General features: G+C 42.3%; 13 protein-coding genes. 6 read left to right on the top strand and 7 right to left on the bottom strand.

Going from position 1 to position 17,630, the window contains the following annotated elements:
* Positions 1-15 precede the first annotated feature (15 nt).
* The 3 genes from GSF13_RS03350 (at position 16) to GSF13_RS03340 (ending at position 3,790) form a co-directional block, all read left to right on the top strand.
* A complete protein-coding gene (locus GSF13_RS03350) occupies positions 16-1,920 on the top strand; it encodes a S9 family peptidase (RefSeq protein ID WP_211865142.1) in 1,905 nt (634 codons plus the stop codon).
* A gap of 155 nt (positions 1,921-2,075) precedes the next feature.
* Positions 2,076-2,477, top strand: a complete 402-nt coding sequence (locus GSF13_RS03345) for a hypothetical protein (RefSeq protein WP_102058384.1) — start codon at positions 2,076-2,078, stop codon at positions 2,475-2,477.
* A 203-nt stretch (positions 2,478-2,680) separates the two neighbouring features.
* On the top strand, positions 2,681-3,790 hold the full coding sequence (locus tag GSF13_RS03340; RefSeq protein WP_211865140.1) for an alpha/beta hydrolase-fold protein: 1,110 nt from the start codon (positions 2,681-2,683) through the stop codon (positions 3,788-3,790).
* 51 nt (positions 3,791-3,841) lie between these two features.
* Here the strand turns inward: GSF13_RS03340 and GSF13_RS03335 are convergent, their stop codons facing one another.
* The 5 genes from GSF13_RS03335 to GSF13_RS03315 all read right to left on the bottom strand — a co-directional run bounded on the left by GSF13_RS03335 (position 3,842) and on the right by GSF13_RS03315 (position 10,930).
* Positions 3,842-5,788: a winged helix-turn-helix domain-containing protein gene (locus GSF13_RS03335; RefSeq protein ID WP_211865137.1), complete on the bottom strand. Its 1,947-nt coding sequence runs from the start codon at positions 5,786-5,788 to the stop codon at positions 3,842-3,844.
* Between the two features lie 112 nt (positions 5,789-5,900).
* The gene (locus tag GSF13_RS03330) at positions 5,901-6,776 is read right to left on the bottom strand and encodes a DNA-binding domain-containing protein (RefSeq protein WP_211865136.1); all 876 of its coding nucleotides are present in this window, start codon (positions 6,774-6,776) and stop codon (positions 5,901-5,903) included.
* A complete protein-coding gene (locus GSF13_RS03325; protein WP_211865134.1) occupies positions 6,776-7,726 on the bottom strand; it encodes a DUF692 domain-containing protein in 951 nt (316 codons plus the stop codon). Before GSF13_RS03325 ends, GSF13_RS03330 begins: the two co-directional genes overlap by 1 nt.
* Positions 7,727-7,739: 13 nt before the next feature.
* Entirely contained in the window at positions 7,740-10,067 is a 2,328-nt protein-coding gene (locus GSF13_RS03320) for a ferritin-like domain-containing protein (RefSeq protein WP_206472514.1), read from the bottom strand.
* A 269-nt stretch (positions 10,068-10,336) separates the two neighbouring features.
* Positions 10,337-10,930 (bottom strand): hypothetical protein, encoded by a 594-nt coding sequence (locus tag GSF13_RS03315; protein ID WP_249122624.1) that lies wholly within the window; start codon positions 10,928-10,930, stop codon positions 10,337-10,339.
* Positions 10,931-11,061: 131 nt separating this feature from the next.
* Here GSF13_RS03315 and GSF13_RS03310 point away from each other — a divergent pair, with 131 nt between their 5' ends.
* On the top strand, positions 11,062-11,943 hold the full coding sequence (locus GSF13_RS03310) for an alpha/beta hydrolase (RefSeq protein WP_211865132.1): 882 nt from the start codon (positions 11,062-11,064) through the stop codon (positions 11,941-11,943).
* A 37-nt stretch (positions 11,944-11,980) separates the two neighbouring features.
* Here the strand turns inward: GSF13_RS03310 and GSF13_RS03305 are convergent, their stop codons facing one another.
* Both GSF13_RS03305 and GSF13_RS03300 read right to left on the bottom strand, forming a co-directional pair.
* Positions 11,981-15,232 carry a S41 family peptidase gene (locus GSF13_RS03305; RefSeq protein ID WP_211865130.1) on the bottom strand — a complete coding sequence of 1,084 codons (3,252 nt, stop codon included), beginning with the start codon at positions 15,230-15,232 and terminating at the stop codon, positions 11,981-11,983.
* 144 nt (positions 15,233-15,376) lie between these two features.
* The gene (locus GSF13_RS03300) at positions 15,377-16,174 is read right to left on the bottom strand and encodes a putative porin (RefSeq protein WP_211865128.1); all 798 of its coding nucleotides are present in this window, start codon (positions 16,172-16,174) and stop codon (positions 15,377-15,379) included.
* A 170-nt stretch (positions 16,175-16,344) separates the two neighbouring features.
* Between GSF13_RS03300 and GSF13_RS03295 the strand changes: the two genes are divergently transcribed.
* Entirely contained in the window at positions 16,345-16,731 is a 387-nt protein-coding gene (locus GSF13_RS03295) for an STAS/SEC14 domain-containing protein (protein WP_211865126.1), read from the top strand.
* Between the two features lie 142 nt (positions 16,732-16,873).
* Positions 16,874-17,566 (top strand): SDR family oxidoreductase, encoded by a 693-nt coding sequence (locus GSF13_RS03290; RefSeq protein WP_174169523.1) that lies wholly within the window; start codon positions 16,874-16,876, stop codon positions 17,564-17,566.
* Positions 17,567-17,630: the final 64 nt, after the last annotated feature.

The following is a 17,630-nucleotide window of genomic DNA, read 5'->3' as shown; positions in this document are numbered from 1 at the left end:
TGGAGGCATTTCGCGATGTTGCGAATTCTTTTATGTGCTAGCTTAGGATTAGCACCAAGTTTTGGGTTGGTTGCCAAAGAGGTAATGACCCCTGACAAGCTTTGGCAAGTAAAGCGCGTAAGTGCGCTTGGGTTATCTAAAGACAAAACCCATGTGATTTATCGAGTTACAACGCCTAGTGTTGAAAACAATGACTTTGATAGCAAAGTTTATCAAGTGCCGTTAAAGGGTGGGGTGCCCCAGCTTTTAAGCGCATATCAAGGGATATTGTCAGACGACAACATTTCGCCAGATGGCAGCAAAAAACTATTTCATGACACCGTCAATGTTGAAGCTGTGTTGGCGACGGATAGACATAAAGCACTTACGCAAGCAGATGCTTATGTATTTGATGATTTAAATTACCGCCATTGGGATACTTGGAAAGACGGCAGTGTTAAACATGTGTTCTATCAGGACCTGACTACTGAAGAAAAAGTCGACATCATGAAAGGGATGCCTTTTGATAGTCCGACGTCACCATTTGGTGGTTCAAGCGATTATGTTTGGGGCCCTAAAGGTGAAAATATCTACTACGTCAGTAAAAAGCTGACTGGCGCAGAATATGCGAGCAGCACCAACACAGATATTTATCGTTATAACTTAGCCAGTAAGAAAACCACCAATCTAACCGAGCAAAACTTGGGTTATGATAAAAGCCCTGAGTTCTCATCGACAGGGTTGCTGGCTTTCTTACGTATGGATGAAGCGGGTAACGAGGCGGATAAAAATGACATTATCGTTAAGTTGGGTGACAGAGAAGTCAACTTAACTGCGCATTGGGACGGCACGGTAAGCAGTTTTGAGTGGAGTCATGATGGTAAGCATATTTATTTTATTGCACCAGTTGACGGAACAATCCAGCTATTTCAAGTAGCGGTGAACACCAAAACCAAAGCTAATCCAAAAATTAAGCAGCTAACTAAGGGCATGTTTGATGTAAATAGCATTGTTGCCGCCCTAGACGATCAGCTAGTGGTTACTCGCAATAGCATGAATCAAGCAAAAGAGATCTTCCGCTTTGATCTGAATAGCAAAAAGCTTGTTGCGCTGACAAATGTGAACGAGGCGTTTTATGCTGATTTGGATTTACCTAACGTTGAAAAGCGAATGGTGAAGACAAAAGACGGCGAAGACATGCTAACTTGGGTTATCTACCCACCTAATTTTGATAAGCGTAAGCAATATCCAACGCTGTTATACCTTCAAGGTGGTCCACAGTCGCCGTTATCTCAGTTTTATTCCTTCCGCTGGAACTTCCAAGTGATGGCATCACAAGGCTACATTGTGGTTGCGCCAAACCGCCGTGGTATGCCAGGGCACGGTGTGAAATGGAACAAAGATATCAGCCAAGATTGGGGTGGTAAGGTAATGCAAGATTACCTTGACGCAATCGACGATGTTGCGAAAGAGTCATACGTTGACAACAAACGTATCGCGGCAGTTGGTGCAAGTTTTGGTGGTTATTCTGCGTTTTACTTAGCTGGCAATCATGATGGCCGCTTCAAAACTTTTATCGCGCACTGTGGCATTTTTGATTTGCGCAGTATGTACGGCACAACCGAAGAAATGTTCTTCGTGAACAACGAATTGGGTGGCGCGTACTGGGAGCAAAACAATGCGGCCATCAGCAAGGCATACAATCAGTTTAACCCAATCAGCTATGTGGATAAGTGGGATGCTCCGATGTTCGTGATCCATGGTGGTAAAGACTACCGTGTACCGCTGAGCCAAGGAATGCAAGCCTTCCAAGCTGCTAAACTACGAGGCTTGAAAAGCCGTTTTCTTTATTTCCCTGAAGAAAACCACTGGGTACTGACACCGCAAAACGGAATAGTCTGGCAGCGTGAATTCTTCAAGTGGTTAGAAGAAACTTTATAATTGATGTCACTACTAGTTAAGAAAATGCCAGATCGCACAGTGTGTAGTCTGGCATTTTTGTTTTGTAGTGTAACCTTGGCGCTGTACAAGTATTGATGTGCCTAAAAATTGGCGGCATATTGAATTAATCAAAGGAAAATAGAAGGAAAAATTAAATGATTAAAAGGATAATAAGTGGTTTTTGGTTACTTATGTTGGCTGTGAATACACAGGCAGCTGAAGAAGCGTTAACGATTGATAGTGTAGTGCCTAACAATATGGAACTGGCTTTTCCGAATGATGCCAATATTTACCCAGATATCAGTGACTTCAAGGTACTTAACGCGGTACTGATGAGTAACGAAAACGGTGAGCGCTGGGCAATGATCACGATTAAAAATCAATCGAGCGGGCGTCGGACATTAACACAAAAACACCTGCTGGCACTAACAGCTAACGGGCAAAGGATCGCGCCGATGAAGCTTTCTGAAAGCTTTGATGGCGGAGAAACGCTTTCACTCACACTGGCTTTCGGTGAGAACAAGTTTCCGTTGCTTAACGTGTATACGCGAAATTAATAAGCCTTAGTAGCATCACTTTTTACAACCATAGTCACTGTGCTAAACGTTGCGACTTAGGTAACCATGTTTGTTAGCACCTGATATTTAGCCTCTAACAAACTCCGATAGATCCACATCAGCAATTCATCAATTAAAAATAAGCAATGCATCAAGTTTTAAAAGTTTTTATTTCATAAGCTTAGCCAAAAATGGAGAAAAGCATGAAAATACTTTTAAAAAGTTTGATGTGGTTAAATTGCGCGTTGTTTGCGTTAGTTACTCACGCTCAGATAGCCTCAAAATTACAGCATATCACTGTGAGTTCAAAGTTAGTGGGAGGGCCTGTTGATGTACAAACATATTTGCCTTTTGATTTTGATGTTAACCGAAAAGAGCCATACTCGACGCTTTATACAACTGCGGGAGAGAGTCGTTTTGATGTACTGAAAGCTGAAGTGGACTGGTTGAGTCACACTAGTTTTTCACCTATCCCGCAACTTGTGATTGTGCGAGTGCCCAAATTGAATTTTGCTGGGGCTGACAAGTTATCTGACCAAGCGTATTTTGCCTTGCTAGCTCGCGTGTTAGCAAGTGAAGTTGAACCAACATTGATACGGCAATTTAATCTTTCGCCGTTTAAAGTCATTGAAGGGTACTCAAGCAGGGCGGCGATTGCTTTGAATTTATTAGGAAAGATGCCCGGGTATTTCCAAGGCGCGATATTGTCTGCGCCAGTTTGGAGTCAACTTCCCAAGCAACTAAAAGAAGATATTAGTGACAACATCGCCAAGGGCGAACTTACCAATAACCTATATATCAGTCTTGGCAGCTTTGATGAAAATAGACCGTTTTTTGCTGCGCTCGCCGTTTCAAAACGACACCAACATTTGATGTTGGAAGACTTAAGTCAACATCATTATCATGTAGGCGCACAGCTAGCGCTAAGACATGGATTACAACATATTCTTGGCGCAATAAAGCTTCAAGATTATGCTCAATTTGACAAGTCAGGCCTGAATGGGTTGCGAGAATATCACCAAAAACTAGAACAGCGCTATGGGTACTCGATTGATATTAAGGCCAATCAGCTTGCTCTAGGGCAATATTTATTCGCGCAAGGCAATACAATACTTGGAAAAAACGCGTTCGATGAGCTACTTACGACTATGCCTAACTCTGTTATTTACAATTTACGTTATGGACAGACTCTTTTGAATGCGGGCGATACAACACAAGCAACACTTCAGCTAAAGCGTGCCTTGCTGCTAGCAACAGAGCAAAAAAATGAAGAGGCCAAGCAGTATATTGAACAAGTATTGTCTCGGCTTTAGCATTATTAAGAGTGATATAAAGGTGGCGCACATGTGTGAGCCACCTTTATATTAGTGGTTTTCTGGTTCTGTTATTTTTACTTTAACTTGGTTTGCGCTAAGTGTTTTTGGTGAGTCAGCTAAAACCTTAAAAGGATGTAGTTGAACATCTGTGATCAAGCGAGTCTGCTCGTCGGATTTGCCCAATGTATCCAAAACTTGCGTGTTGATGTTATAGCGCCAGATAGTCGCCTGTTTGTCGGGAATAATCAGCTCATTCCCACGTAGGTAAAAACGCCAATGCAAGGTGATTTTGTTTGTTATTGGCTGTGGTTTGAGCGAATTGTTGACGAGTACTTTTAAGTTTGGCTCATCTGGTGTGGCTATATAGACAGTACCGTTTTGCTGTATTTGTGCCCAGTGAACCTGCCCCTGATAAAGTGGCTGTTTATGGTTGGTTACAGGGTCGAAAAGTACTAGCTGTTCATCGCCAAGATCATTGATGAGAAGGTAGTTACTTCCTTTTATTTCAATTGATTGCATTATAATTTGCTTTTCAAATAAAGCAGGAAAAACTTCAACGCCAGTGACTAAATTGATTTTCAGTAAACTTTGTTTTGATGCTGCCCACAATTGTTTACCATCGGCTGTCCAAACAAAAGACGAAATATGTTTGTTATGGGTGAGCGGGATCTCTTGCTGTTCTTGCTTTAACCAAACTTCATTGGTGCCTGTACGATTAGAGAGAAATGCAATGGCATTTCCACTTGGTTGGAATTGCCCTGATAGCTCGTCGTAGTGGCTGATTGTAAGTCGGCTTGTAGAGAGGTTGTCTTGAATATTAATCTGCTTTTGTTCTCGAACTAGTGTCGCTAAATAGCTATTACCTTTAATGTATTCAGTGATGTAAAACGATTCTGAGCCGATTGCCGGAATGGCTTGTACAAGCTTGAGGTTTTGAAAAATATAGAGCGCAGATGCGGTTGAAAGTATGTGTGTTGTATCTGGCCCTTCTACTAACATCAACGAACGGTCTAATTCTACATCAGACAATTTTTCTTGTTGAAGAAGAAAAAGCTCGTTTTCTTTGCTAATCATATAAATAGAGAGATAAGCCTCTTCATCTGGATCTTGGGTGAGTAAAGTAAGTTGATCCTCATTAAATGAGGACGCTAAAACTGTTGCTGCTATAGGTAAAGAAGTAAATGTGACTGAGTCTGAGTGCGGAGTAAAAAGGGCATACTCGTTATTGGCGATAAGTAACACTTGATGACCAACCCAGTAGGCTTGCCGCACTTCGTTATTTAAGCAAGGAGAGATCACTTTTCTGGCAGCAAATCTTGGTAACACGACGATAGCTTGATGACACTTAGCTTGTGATTTTGTTTTGCGTGTTTCAATGAGTACTGCTTTTTTACCCTCTTTGTTAAGCTGAGGTTTGCCAACAAAATCCAATGCACGGGTAACTAACTTAGTTGTTTGGAAATCCAAATCCTTTACTTTTAGTTCCGCTGCTTGCGGTGTTCTGGCCACATATAATAACCTTCTACCTGAGGTGAGTGTCGCAGTGCTCTCCAACTCCAATCCGTAACTTACAGGTGTAACCTCTGAAAGTTGGAAATTAGCTTTTGGCATAGTTGAATAGCTAAACAATATACCGAAGAGGATGATGAAACCTGCGAAATAGAGAGCACAGGTTCTCAGCTTTTGGCTTAAATTAGTATGCTGCTCCCCAACCTGTAAACGATAGCCCTTTTTATGAAAAGTCTGGATAATACGTTTATCACTATCTCCAAGTAGTTTTCTAAGCTGAGCGATGCATCGTTGAAGGGCATTTGGGGCGACGACGGTATTTTGCCATACAGAATTAAGTAGGTGCTCTTGCGTAACAAGCGTGCCGCGATGCTGATAAAGTATTTCAAGTACTGCCAGCACCTTAGCCTCTAATTTGATTGTCTCATCAAGGTAGGTAAGTTCACCCGTGGCTAAGTCTAGCTTACGGTTATTGATTGTTATCATTATTATTTGGGAGCAGCAGTCGATACAGCTAGTCTATCTTGTATTGGATATAAAAATAACCCATCAAGGTTTATTTCACTTTATTAACTGAGCCATTATTTAGAAAATTGGATCACTGGGGCACTGGTTCATTTTGTAACGTAAACAGCCCCATATTACTAGCGCTTGGCAGCCAAACTGCTAACCGCGATTGCAGCGCTTGTTGATCCAAGTTTAGGTGGTTAGCGCTGTAGGTTACCGCTTCTTGATAGCGTAGCGGTTTGTTTCTCAGATGTAGTAATAAGTCTGCTTGCCAGTCATTCAATACACTCATTTTGATGCGATATTGTTGGCGCGATATTGCAATATGCGTTTGCTCAGGCGTTGGCAAGGTGTACGGCTTTGCTTGCTCAAGCTGGGTTATAAGCGGCAGCAAAGGGTAATCGGTTTGAATAAGCTGTACTGATTCTGGCACCGAAATGACAAAATTTTCTGCGATACCGCAAAGGAGCTCAATCTCGTTTATTACTGCAGTTGATTGCTCGGTTTCCAGTCCTGGTTTTAACAGTGCAAGCGCTTTGGCTCTTTCAAACTTAGCCAGCTCTGAAGGCAAGCTAAACATAGCTTGCTGGTGGGCATTAAAATCACCGGTGGGTTTAGTGTGTGCTAAAAAATCAGCGAAGCGCGAGCCTAGTTGATGTAGTGTCCAAGACTTAGAGGGTAAGGTGACGATAAAGGCTTTGGCGAAGGTGTCGAATACTTCGTCGCCCATAAACTGGCGAAGTAGTGCAAACTCTCCCCGAAGACATTCGACTAAACGCATCACATAGCCTGCAGCATAGATGTCTACTCTTCTCATGGCTCCCAGTGTTTTACTACTTTTTACACAGTCATGCAGCGTTAAACCATGCGGATTTGCAGCGGTATTGAGTTTTTGTGGTAGGTCGCCTCGCACCATTAAAACGGTGCTAAGCCACTGCTGAGTTTGCGTTAAGTCTGGCGTTTTCATTATGTTAATTCTGCTCGCTCTTTGACGATTGGAGTTGACAGCGCGTTGGTGTTAGTAATTGTATCTTGTTTTGGAATATGCCCTGCCAGTACCAGTTTTGCTTTGCTTAACTCATCAACGAGTTCAGGAAAGCTGGGGATATTGGCATCCCATTCAAGTAAGGTCGACACGCCACCCGTTAACTGCTGCGCCAGTTGATAAAGCTGCCAAACCTTGGCGGGCACTGGTTGGTCATGGGTGTCTATCAAACAATCACCGCAGTCGCTAGGACCGGCTAGATGGATTTGAACGATGTGCTCATGGGGGAGTTGACGAATAAACGCTTCAGCGTCAAAACCATGGTTAAAGCTACTAACAAAGACGTTGTTTACATCCAATAGCATGCCGCAGCCTGTTGCGGTGACTAACTCACTAAAGAACTCGCTTTCAGTGAGGGTTGAATGTTGAAATTCAAGGTATGTTGATGGGTTCTCAAGCACCAAAGGTCGCTCTAAAAAATCCTGTACTTGATCAACACGGTTGATAACGTGTTGTAGGCTTTCGTCAGTTAACGGCATAGGTAGGAGGTCGTGACTATTCAAACCAGCAACGCCTGTCCAACACAAATGATCAGAAATAAGCTGTGGCTGAACAAACTCGCTTAGCGCTTTGAGTTTGCCTAAGTATTCAAAGTTAAGAGGGTCGCTGCTACCAATATTCATTGACACACCATGCATCACTAGCGGGTATTGTTCCTTTAACTGAGCGAGCACATGCCGACCATAGCCGTGATTATCTATATAGTTTTCACTGATGATTTCAAACCAGTCAACATCAAGCGATGCTCCGCGTTCCAATTGAGACATGATAAAGGGATAGTGCTGGCTTCTCAGGCCAACACCAAACCCTAAGTCGGTCAATTGTTCTATAGCGGACGCAGCAAGCTGCTGCGTCCGAATTGGATTTGTCATGCTATCTTTCCTATCAAGTTGATGGAGGAAGTGCTAGACGAATATCTGAAGGTTTTGGCTTCTCTTTAGGTTCGCCATCTTCGTTCAATAAACCATTGGCATTGCAGTATGCTTGCCAAGCAATATCGTATACGGCATCCCCTTGTTTATAAGGCATAAGCACATGATCTGCAGATTGATCTGTTGGGGCTTGTTGGCCTTTCGGATAAGTGTAATCAATAGCAGAGAAGGTGTTATCTTTTAAGTTAAACTTAAATAGTTGCATATCGTATTCTTGGTCTTCACCAGAAAGTTCAGGGAAGAGCTGAGAGGCTGATATAGGCACGGCACACCCACCCAAGTTATTACACTTATTATCAGCAGGGGCACTTTTTGGCCCTGTTGATACGCTACCACCACAGCTACCGCCGGGCGTTGTGCTATGAACAAAGCCGCAACCACCTTGTGCTTTACAATCATTACTGCCTTTACAACTGTGATATACCTCAGGAGGTGGTAAGTCATTCGAACCTATGTTGGTATAGCTCATTCCTTGGCAGGCATGATAAAGGGCGTTCGGATTTTGTGGGGCGATACCCGTTACTAAATCCGGCGCAATTCCCGTGGTTGCCCAGCAAATCGAGATCCTATCGCCAGAGCCACCCATCGCAGGGCCCGGAAATTCACTGGTTTTACCAGACCAATAACGATCAAGTGCAGTAGTTAGACCTTTAATTGTGCCTACCGCAGATTGACTGAATAATTGATGCGTATTGCCAATATTTGATGAGAGTTTAAGGTTGTTAAGCGCTTTTACTACACTGCTGACGCAAGGTAGATTTGGGTTTTGCTTAGCTGCTTCATCATCGCCGTTGGGGTCCAATAACGCCTCATTCCAGCTATTACCCTCAGCAAACCAAGTTGACCAAGTCATGTAACGTTCGTCTGGTTGACTTGAAGACTTCTCAAAGTCGACAATGAGCCTCATGGTATCGGTAAATATTTGAAAGTGATCTTTGTATTTATTAGTGATCCGCGCACACGCCGAACCGGAAATTGGACCCTCACCGCAGCTTGCGGGATAATCCGCCTTCAATGCTTCTGCACTAGGTTGAAACTTCTCTTCTACGGTGCTGAGGTGGGGATCATCCGCTTCATCCGCTTTCGCTGCTAGGAGGTTTTGTGCCCATTTCTCATCAGCCCAGCGTTTACAAATCATTTCTGCCACACCATCACCTTCACCTTGATCAGTAATGGCATTTACATTATTCATTAATGCTTCTTTTAATACAGTATGATCTTCTTTTACGTTGAGAGAGCCCTTAATACCTGGGAATTGTGGCTGATAATCTTTATTACCAGGGCGCTCATTAAAATAGTCGCGCTGAATGGTTGCATAGTCGAGCAAGCTTGTGCCATCGTCATACTGGATCTGGATATAATCCCAATAGCTGAGGTACATGTGTCCAATCGAGCCAAACAGCGGCAGGTTTTTCTCAGTGTAATCTGGTTTCCACCAGTCATAAGGTGCCTGCTCAAAATATTTTGGCCGTTTTGTGTCTTTGTTTGGTTCTAAATATTGCTCTTGGATAATTTTCTTTGCGTTTTCTTCCGTTTCTTCAATCAACATAAAGAGTAGTGTCTGCTCTTTGTTGAGTTCAGTGGCATTAACGCGTAGATCTTGTAACGTTTTACCTGGGAAAATTTGTTTGAAGTAAGCTTGAATCTCAGGGCTCAGTTGCGACAAGTCTTTGGTACAGTCAGCAAAGTCCAAAATATGTGGAATACCACTTTGGTTGTTGTAGCATTTCCAACCATAGTTTTCATCAATCAATGCCGGACTTGTAAAGCTTGGTGTGAGTCCCAACTTACTTGCCATATTGGAAGCAAGCTGTAAATGGAGCATTTCTTCAATGAAAACACTATATACGCCATTAAAAACTTGCTGATTGATAGTTAATCTAAACTTATCCGACAAATCGCTGGGTTTACTATCACTAACTAACGTATTTATATCGAATAACGGCGCGAGATCAACGTCATATTGACTACGGCGCTCTTCCGGGATATATCCAGCTGTTGGACCAAGTCCTGGCCAATAACGTCCTGGATAAAGGTTTGATGAATCAGCGATCGCATGGGTGCCTTGAATGGAATAAAGGCCTGTCATGTATAAAGGGATAGTGAATAATTCTACATTTATTGCGGCTTGTGCTATTGCCCTAAGGCAAGATAAATCAGCGTTCTTGTATTTGCTTGCGCGTGCTTTTATTTGCTTCTTTTGTGTACTGCTGAGGATGATGTTGGTGTTGAGCTCTTTGTTTATTTTTAAAGGCTGACTCTCTTTATTCTGCACATTCATAGCTTGCTCCTTGATGACGGTGGACTTGCTGCATTTTTTCGCCTAATAGCCTGTAGTATTGGATATATATGTCGAACTATTGCAATTCAGTTAATAAAGTTAAGTGATTGGTTCAGGTGAAAACACCACTCTCTTTAGAAAGTAGCTGTAAAAGTAAAAAAAGGCGATTACACAAGATTACGGGGTGGGGATTATATGTTGTGTCTAAACGTAGATCGTTATTAGAAGTGAGTAATCAATAATTACTCACTGAATTTAGCTAGCAAGTCTTACCGTTCGCAATAGTAACCAGGATCCGGTACTGGGAATTCAGGCAAACGTTCACAACCTTCAAACTGTACCTGTGGCGATTCGAAAAGAGGTGCACTTCGATACTTACCTTTGACTGAAAAGCTACTCGGTGCCGTAATTATCCGAGGTTTTGGAGCAAAGTTTATGTCGAAACCATCCGCCACCGCTTCATAGGTCATAGCCCAGTTTGAAAATAATTGAGGGCTATTCAACCTATACATCGAGTCAGCTTTATATACATCAAACCATTTACGAGCCAAAATACTTTGACCTGACTTCAAAATGATAAGAATACGGTTATCTTTAATATCATTTATATTATATAAATTATTTATTTCAAACTCTAACTTGGATGCATCCATATTTGAAAGGTTAATTCGACCATATTGATCGAAAATTTCTGGTGCAAAAGTTTGAATAATTGAGTTGGATGAAGAGGAACCACCAATAATAACTTGACATTGAATAGACACTCTGCCTTGAGCGTGCTCTGCATTCGCTGTCATTTTACATCCGGTTAGTGCAACTAATAAATTTGCAGCGATAATTGAGTTTCTAAATTTACAATTCATAAAATATCCTTTTTAATATGAAATTAGTACTGCAAGGAGGAGATTAGTTAATGTGTACAAAAAGATCAATTTTAATTGTTGTTTTATTTTTTCTTATTAGTTCTGGTTGCACTTCAATAGGTCGAAGTGTTATGAGTAAATCATTGAAATATGAGTTAAAACTAGTTATCGACACAGAGTTGATAAATGTCAAAAAAATTGAAAGGAAATTAAAAAAAGGTGAGTACACGTTGACTTATGACTTTTATCCAAGTGATATTTCAATCAAGGATGACATTGATATGAATGTTGAAATTAATGGTATCAGTGCCGGTTACAAAATAGTGAGAGAAGAGCAGGCTCGGGCTCTCGATTTGAGCGGGCAGCTAACTCTCTTGATCCCCGGTTTTGCCGTGGATAAATCACTACTGACTTCCTACGCGATTTGGTTTTCCTCATTGGGATCAGATGTCATTGTAATGGACTTGAAAAGCGTTGATGAAACTACATTTTCGTTTGGTAGTAAATTGGTCGACTACTATCCTGAATTATCGTCTAATTATAAGTCAGTCAATGTTATCGGATTTTCTATGGGTTTTCTACCGGCATTGCATATAGCTCAAAAGTATAACCCTAGTAATTTGATTGGTGTGGCACCATTTTTAATTAGGGAAGACTTAAATGTTGCTGCCTCAAAAACGGTTTCATATATTGAGTACTTGCCGCAAGGATTAATCGATAAGGTGATAGAGTCATATTTAATTGAAAATGATTTGCAAAAGTACTTCTCAGATGGACTTGAAGTTGTTAATTATTATGAAAATCTATTAGTAATTAATTCAGGTAAAGATGATGTACTTCCAGAGTCAAGCAAGTTGGTATTAAAAAATCACTGTGCACAACAGTTTTTTATACCTAATTATCAGCATCATTTACTTGCATCAACGCCGACAAATGAAACAACAAAGCTACTCGTACAATTTTTGGGAGATTTATCGCGTAGAGATAGGAATAAAGATTGTTCGAAAATATAAAAGGCTGATTGCTCAGCCTTTTATATTTTTATAGTAATTAGAACTTAGACGGCGCAGGAGGCACTGTCAGTGTTTTCTTCGGGCTATCTTTTAACTCTTTCAACAGCTCCTTCACTGCACGCTCGACAGAAGGGTCTTTACCGGCATGAACAAGCTCTGGTCTATCGATCACTTCGATATCAGGGCTCACACCCTCGTTTTCGATGATCCAATTGCCTTCGTTATCTAGAATTCGGAAGGTTGCAGCGATAACCTGACCTCCGTCAACAAGACTTGGATTACCCGAGATACCGATAAGGCCACCCCAAGTGCGAGTACCAATCAGTTTGCCAAGACCTGCCTGACGGAAGTAGTAAGGTAGGGCATCACCACCCGAACTTGAATAACCATTGATAAGCATGGCTTTTGGACCATCGTGGGCAAATTGTGGAGTTTTTGTTGGCTCAACACCACGGCGTTTCCAATAGTTAAGTGGCTTACGAGCAAGCCAAGTGATCATGTGCTCAGGGATAAAGCCGCCGCCGTTATAACGGTCGTCGATGATCAGCGCATCTTTGCTCGTTTGTGGCATAAAGTTCTTAAATAATGAACGGTTACCATCATAATGAGTATTTGGTAGGTGAACGTAGCCAATCTTACCGTTTGATAATTTATCCACGTAGTCAGCACGTGATTGAACCCATGCCATGTAACGCAAGCCTTGTTCGCTGGCAACAGGTTTTACCGTGGTTTTCCAGCTATCATCAGCGCTTGGTGATTTACTCAATACCAACTCAACTTGCTCGCCTTGGGTGTTTTCAAGTAGCTCGTAAAAGTTAACCACGTCTTTTACCGAGCGACCATTTACCGAGATGATGTAATCACCCTCATTGGCATTCACGCCGGTTTCATTGAGTGGTGAACGGTAGTCTTCATGCCAGTTCTCACCTTTGTAGATACGCTCAATTTTAACGTAGCCAGACTGATGAGCGCTTATTTCTGCGCCAAGTAAACCATGCTTTTTGCGCTCGGCTGTTGGCGCATCACCAGATTGTACGTAGATGTGACCTGCGTTGATTTCACCCGCAATTTCACTGAGTACATAGTCTAAGTCGCTACGGTGTGCGACAGCGCTGGCAAGTGGTTGATACTTCTCCAAGATAGCATCCCAATCTTGACCATGGTGATGTTCGTCGTAGAACCAGTCGCGTAATGTGCGCCAGCCTTCTACATACATTTGTTGCCATTCAACTTTCGGGTCGATTTTCAGTGTCATCTTAGATAAATCAAGCTGACTGGCTTTTAAATCTTGCTTTGGCTTTGGTGCAATTACACTGAAGTTGTTACCAGCGCGAGCGATCAGGTGCTTACCGCCAGCAGCAACCTTATAACTGCTTACGCCTTCGGCGACGGTTTCTAGTTTGCTATCTGGCTCTGTGCCGAGGAGCTTTAGTGCACCGCCTGTTAAGGTTAGTACGCCTCCTTCAACACCTGTAAGCGAACCGTAATTACCTGCTGGGGCTGAGAGTGATACAACCCGTGACATAAAGCCGTTGGCCTCAATGCGATTTGCTTGTTTGTCGCTGTCCTTTTTCGTTTCATCGTCTGATTGAATGCTTAACTCATCACTTTCAAAGGCATTAAGCGGCTTGATCTGACTATTCACCGCAACGCTATAAATGCGCGTGGCATTATTAAACATATAATCAAATTCATAGCTGCTAAAGGTGAGGTTATAGTCGCGCTCAGAAGTGAAATAAATGTAGTTACCGTCAGGAGAGAAAGTAGGGTTACGCTCACTGGTCATGTTGTCAGTCAGTCGAGTGACCTTTTTATCCTCAGTGTTATAGTGCCAAAGCGAGGCGTAGCGGTTTTCATTGTTTTTAACAAAAACAATATCTTCACTGTTTGGCGACCAAGTATATTCAGTTAGACCATCTTCGTCGTATTTGGCGGTGTCAATTTTATGCATATCGCCAGATTTCGCATCAACCCACCATAGCGTGTGGTTTTTATCTGCGAAGAGTAGTTTGCTGTTATCAGCGGACCAAATTGGTGTAAAGCGCCAGATGGTACCATTGTCAGTTAACTGGATGGTTTTGTTGTTATTTGCTCTATCTTTGAGATAGATCTCATATTCACCTGTTTTATCGCTCATGTAGGCAATATAACGGCCATTCGGTGACCAGCTTGCTTCAATTTCACGACCTTCTGGTGTGTAAGAGAGGTTACGAGTTGGACCCTGTTTTACTGGGACTGAGAATAACTCACCACGGGCAGTAAACAATGCACGCTTACCATCGTGTGATATATCCATAGAATCAATAAAGTCGCTAACGTTTTTACTATATGGCATGGCATATTGACGTACACCTGCTACATCGATTTTTAGCTTTTTAGTTGTTTTTGTCGCTTCGTCAAAGCGATATAAGTAACCGCCATTTTCGTAGACAATGGCATCTGGCCCGGCTGAAGGCCACAGCACGTCAAAGTCTTTGTGGTCAGTCATTTTAACCGGTGACTTGCCATCGCGATATTTATAAAGGTTGAGCGTGTAGTCGCGATCAGACACAAAGTAAATACTGTCATTCACCCAAGTTGGTTGTTGATCGGTGGCTTTGTCAGTGGTGAGTTGTTTGGACGTATTGTTTTCAAGGTCGTAAATCCATACATCCTGAGCTCGACCACCACGAGAGCGCTTCCAAGTTCTAAACTCTCTGTCGATTGGTGTGTAAACATACTTATTACCATCAGGGGAGAGCATACCACCACCCGTTTCTGGAATGGCCATCGGCTGCTCAAGTCCACCTTCTACTGGTACCATATACGGGCGACCCATACGTTTGCCCCATGGTGTGCGATTTGCTCTAAAAACGATATGTTTACCATCGGGTGTCCAGTCCATCACGCGATAGTCGAACCCACCGCGAGGAGGCATTTGACCAACATCGTTGTAGTAAGTGAGTTGCTTTAATCCTGAACCATCAGCATTGATCACATAGATTTGGCGGCTGCCATTATACTCGGCGGCAAAAGCGATTTTGCTGCCATCTGGAGAGAACTTAGGGAAGGTCTCAAAACCAATATGGCCTGTTAGACGCTGACTTTTACCTGTGTTGGTATCTGCAATATATATGTCGCCAGCATATACAAAAGTGACTTTATCTTTGTGGATATCTGGAAAGCGGAGTAGGCGAGTATCTTCGGTCTGATACGCCGAAACAAAAGGCGCGGCTGCCGCAGCAATGGCGAGCACGAGTGTTTTTATCTTCATCATAATATAGGCATTTCCGTTATTATTTTGATACATAATAACGATTGATAAGTGAAATGCACCCAATTTAGATGAGTAGCTTGTTTCAAAATGTGAAAAAACACCCCACCGCGGAGTGTGGTCGCGATGAGATGTTGAGTAGTTGGGGGAGGTACAGATGTACCTCAATCATGTGTTGATTTAGAACTGAGCAACAAAAGTTAGGTTGCTTGTTTCACCGCCGTCTGTGTCAACCACACTGCCTTTAAGGTAGTAAGTGTCGTTGAAGAAGTATTTAGCTTCTACTGCTAAGTCTGAATCATATGAACCTAGACCAAGCGCAAAGTTGCGAGTGAAGTAGTAGTTTGCAAGTACGTTTGTTACAGAGTCATCTTCAAAATCTGTATCAACACGGTTGTGCTCTACGTCGATTGTGAAGTAGCTTTCACCACCTACGTGCATGAAGTAACGTGCACTTAGGTTTAGATAATCAAATTCGTCTTCAGTTTCAACAGTGAAACCAATGTAATCTGTAGAATTTAGTTCGTGGTTGTACTCAGCTTTGAACCAAGTTACGTCACCAATTTCAAACTCTTCGTGGCGAACGCTTAGTTTTAGGCTGTCGTTGTATAGGTAACCAAAACCGATAGAGTAATGGTCGTCAGCTTCGCCAAGATCAGCGATGCTACCTGTTACAAACCATTCTTTAGTGATGAAGCCTTCACCACGCGCTGAGAAAGCATTTGAATAATCATCGTTAAAGTAACTTACGCCTACATTGCTGTCCGTATCAAGGTAGCCAAAGTCATCCCATACGCCTACTGATTCTTGAGGTGCGAAGAAATAGCGAGAAGAAAGCATCAGTGCGCTGTTGTCAGAGCCATCATAATCTGTATAACTAGCGGTGTTGAACCACTCTTTTTGTACGTTACCAGTGTTAGCCTGAGCTGCTGCTGAAACAAGTAGTGAAACAGCTGCGATAGATAGTAGTTTTTTCATAGTCATCCCTTTAATTTCCATATATTGAGCTACATCGACTCAACGGCGCGCATGGTAGTATTAGAAATCTGAACGGAAGCTGACAATAATGAAAAAAGTTTGGATATTGGCAAAAAAGCTGAGACTTAATTATGCTTTTTGTTTATGAGATAAACATAAAGGAAGTGAAAATGAAAAATTCATTTCACGGTATATCAATAGGCACTGAGCGCTTTGGAGATAATATTTATCTTACTCTTAAGCCTACAGGTAAACTCACTCATGAAGATTATGTTGTTATTACACCAATAATAGAGAGTGCACTGAAAGCCGTAACAACGCCTAAAATCTATGCATTTCTTGATGCAACTGATTTTGAAGGCTGGGAACCAAGGGCTATGTGGGATGACTTCCAACTCGCCTTTGAGCATAGCACTGAATTTGCCAAAGTAGCAATATATGGCGGTAAAAATTGGCATCGACTTGCTGCAACAATAGGTAACTGGTTTGTTACTGGTAAAGTGAAGTATTTTGATGATAAAGAAGATGCACTGAATTGGCTTCAAGAGCGAGACTGACTAAAGTTGAATTAAATTCATGATTTTTGCATTGTGGCTCGAGATGCTAGTCACATCTGCAAAAAGTGGATTATTCAACCTATCATCAGTATAGTGAATTAACACCATTGGCTTTTGTCATAACGGCTTAGGAGCTTCGACTGTGAAAAAAATACTGATCACTGGTGCAAACCGCGGTATTGGACTTGCGTTAACTAAAACCTATCTGCAGGCTGGCTGGCACGTATTAGCAACTTGTCGAGACCCGCTTACTGCTTCAGAACTTAACTCTCTTGCGCCAACTTTTCCTGAGCTCCAAGTGTTTGCCTTAGATGTGACCAATTACGACCAGATGGAAGAATTAAGCGAGAAACTGGCGCCTGTAGCTATAGATATCGTTATCAACAACGCGGGTATATATGGGCCGAAAGACTATGCGTTTGGTGAAACCGATATAGAAGCGTGGCGAGAAGTTATGGAGGTTAATGTCTTTTCCACCATGCGACTTGCTGAACTATTTTACACCCATCTTTGCAACGGTAATGAAAAGATTTTTGCGGCCATTTCCTCTAAGGTCGGCAGTCACACCATGAATACCAAAGGTGGCGGCTATATCTATCGCAGTTCGAAGGCTGCGCTAAACTCAGTGGTAAAAAGCTTGTCTAATGATTTACTGAGTGAGGGGATCCGAACTGTTGCGCTTCATCCTGGTTGGGTTCAAACGGAAATGGGGGGTCCCAACGCGTTAATTACCCCGGACGAGTCTGCAAATGGGATCTACTCCGTGTTATCACACTTTGTGGATGCACAAAGCGGTGGCTTTTACGACTATAGCGGTGACGCTATTCCTTGGTAATAAACTGACAACTAATCTGTGCTTACACGAGAAATAAAAAATTTTGGTTACTTAATGAGGAAGG

The organism is Pseudoalteromonas sp. M8 (genome assembly GCF_018141365.1).
In the GTDB taxonomy this organism is placed as follows: Bacteria; Pseudomonadota; Gammaproteobacteria; order Enterobacterales; family Alteromonadaceae; genus Pseudoalteromonas.
This window is presented reverse-complemented; position numbering and strand designations above follow the sequence as displayed.

What these genes read in the sequence shown, in the direction of transcription:
- GSF13_RS03350 (WP_211865142.1), top strand. Translation starts at nt 16, where the DNA reads ATGTTGCGAATTCTTTTATGTGCTAGCTTAGGATTAGCACCAAGTTTT.
- GSF13_RS03345 (WP_102058384.1), top strand. Translation starts at nt 2,076, where the DNA reads ATGATTAAAAGGATAATAAGTGGTTTTTGGTTACTTATGTTGGCTGTG.
- GSF13_RS03340 (WP_211865140.1), top strand. Translation starts at nt 2,681, where the DNA reads ATGAAAATACTTTTAAAAAGTTTGATGTGGTTAAATTGCGCGTTGTTT.
- GSF13_RS03335 (WP_211865137.1), bottom strand. Translation starts at nt 5,788, where the DNA reads ATGATAACAATCAATAACCGTAAGCTAGACTTAGCCACGGGTGAACTT.
- GSF13_RS03330 (WP_211865136.1), bottom strand. Translation starts at nt 6,776, where the DNA reads ATGAAAACGCCAGACTTAACGCAAACTCAGCAGTGGCTTAGCACCGTT.
- GSF13_RS03325 (WP_211865134.1), bottom strand. Translation starts at nt 7,726, where the DNA reads ATGACAAATCCAATTCGGACGCAGCAGCTTGCTGCGTCCGCTATAGAA.
- GSF13_RS03320 (WP_206472514.1), bottom strand. Translation starts at nt 10,067, where the DNA reads ATGAATGTGCAGAATAAAGAGAGTCAGCCTTTAAAAATAAACAAAGAG.
- GSF13_RS03315 (WP_249122624.1), bottom strand. Translation starts at nt 10,930, where the DNA reads ATGAATTGTAAATTTAGAAACTCAATTATCGCTGCAAATTTATTAGTT.
- GSF13_RS03310 (WP_211865132.1), top strand. Translation starts at nt 11,062, where the DNA reads ATGAGTAAATCATTGAAATATGAGTTAAAACTAGTTATCGACACAGAG.
- GSF13_RS03305 (WP_211865130.1), bottom strand. Translation starts at nt 15,232, where the DNA reads ATGTATCAAAATAATAACGGAAATGCCTATATTATGATGAAGATAAAA.
- GSF13_RS03300 (WP_211865128.1), bottom strand. Translation starts at nt 16,174, where the DNA reads ATGAAAAAACTACTATCTATCGCAGCTGTTTCACTACTTGTTTCAGCA.
- GSF13_RS03295 (WP_211865126.1), top strand. Translation starts at nt 16,345, where the DNA reads ATGAAAAATTCATTTCACGGTATATCAATAGGCACTGAGCGCTTTGGA.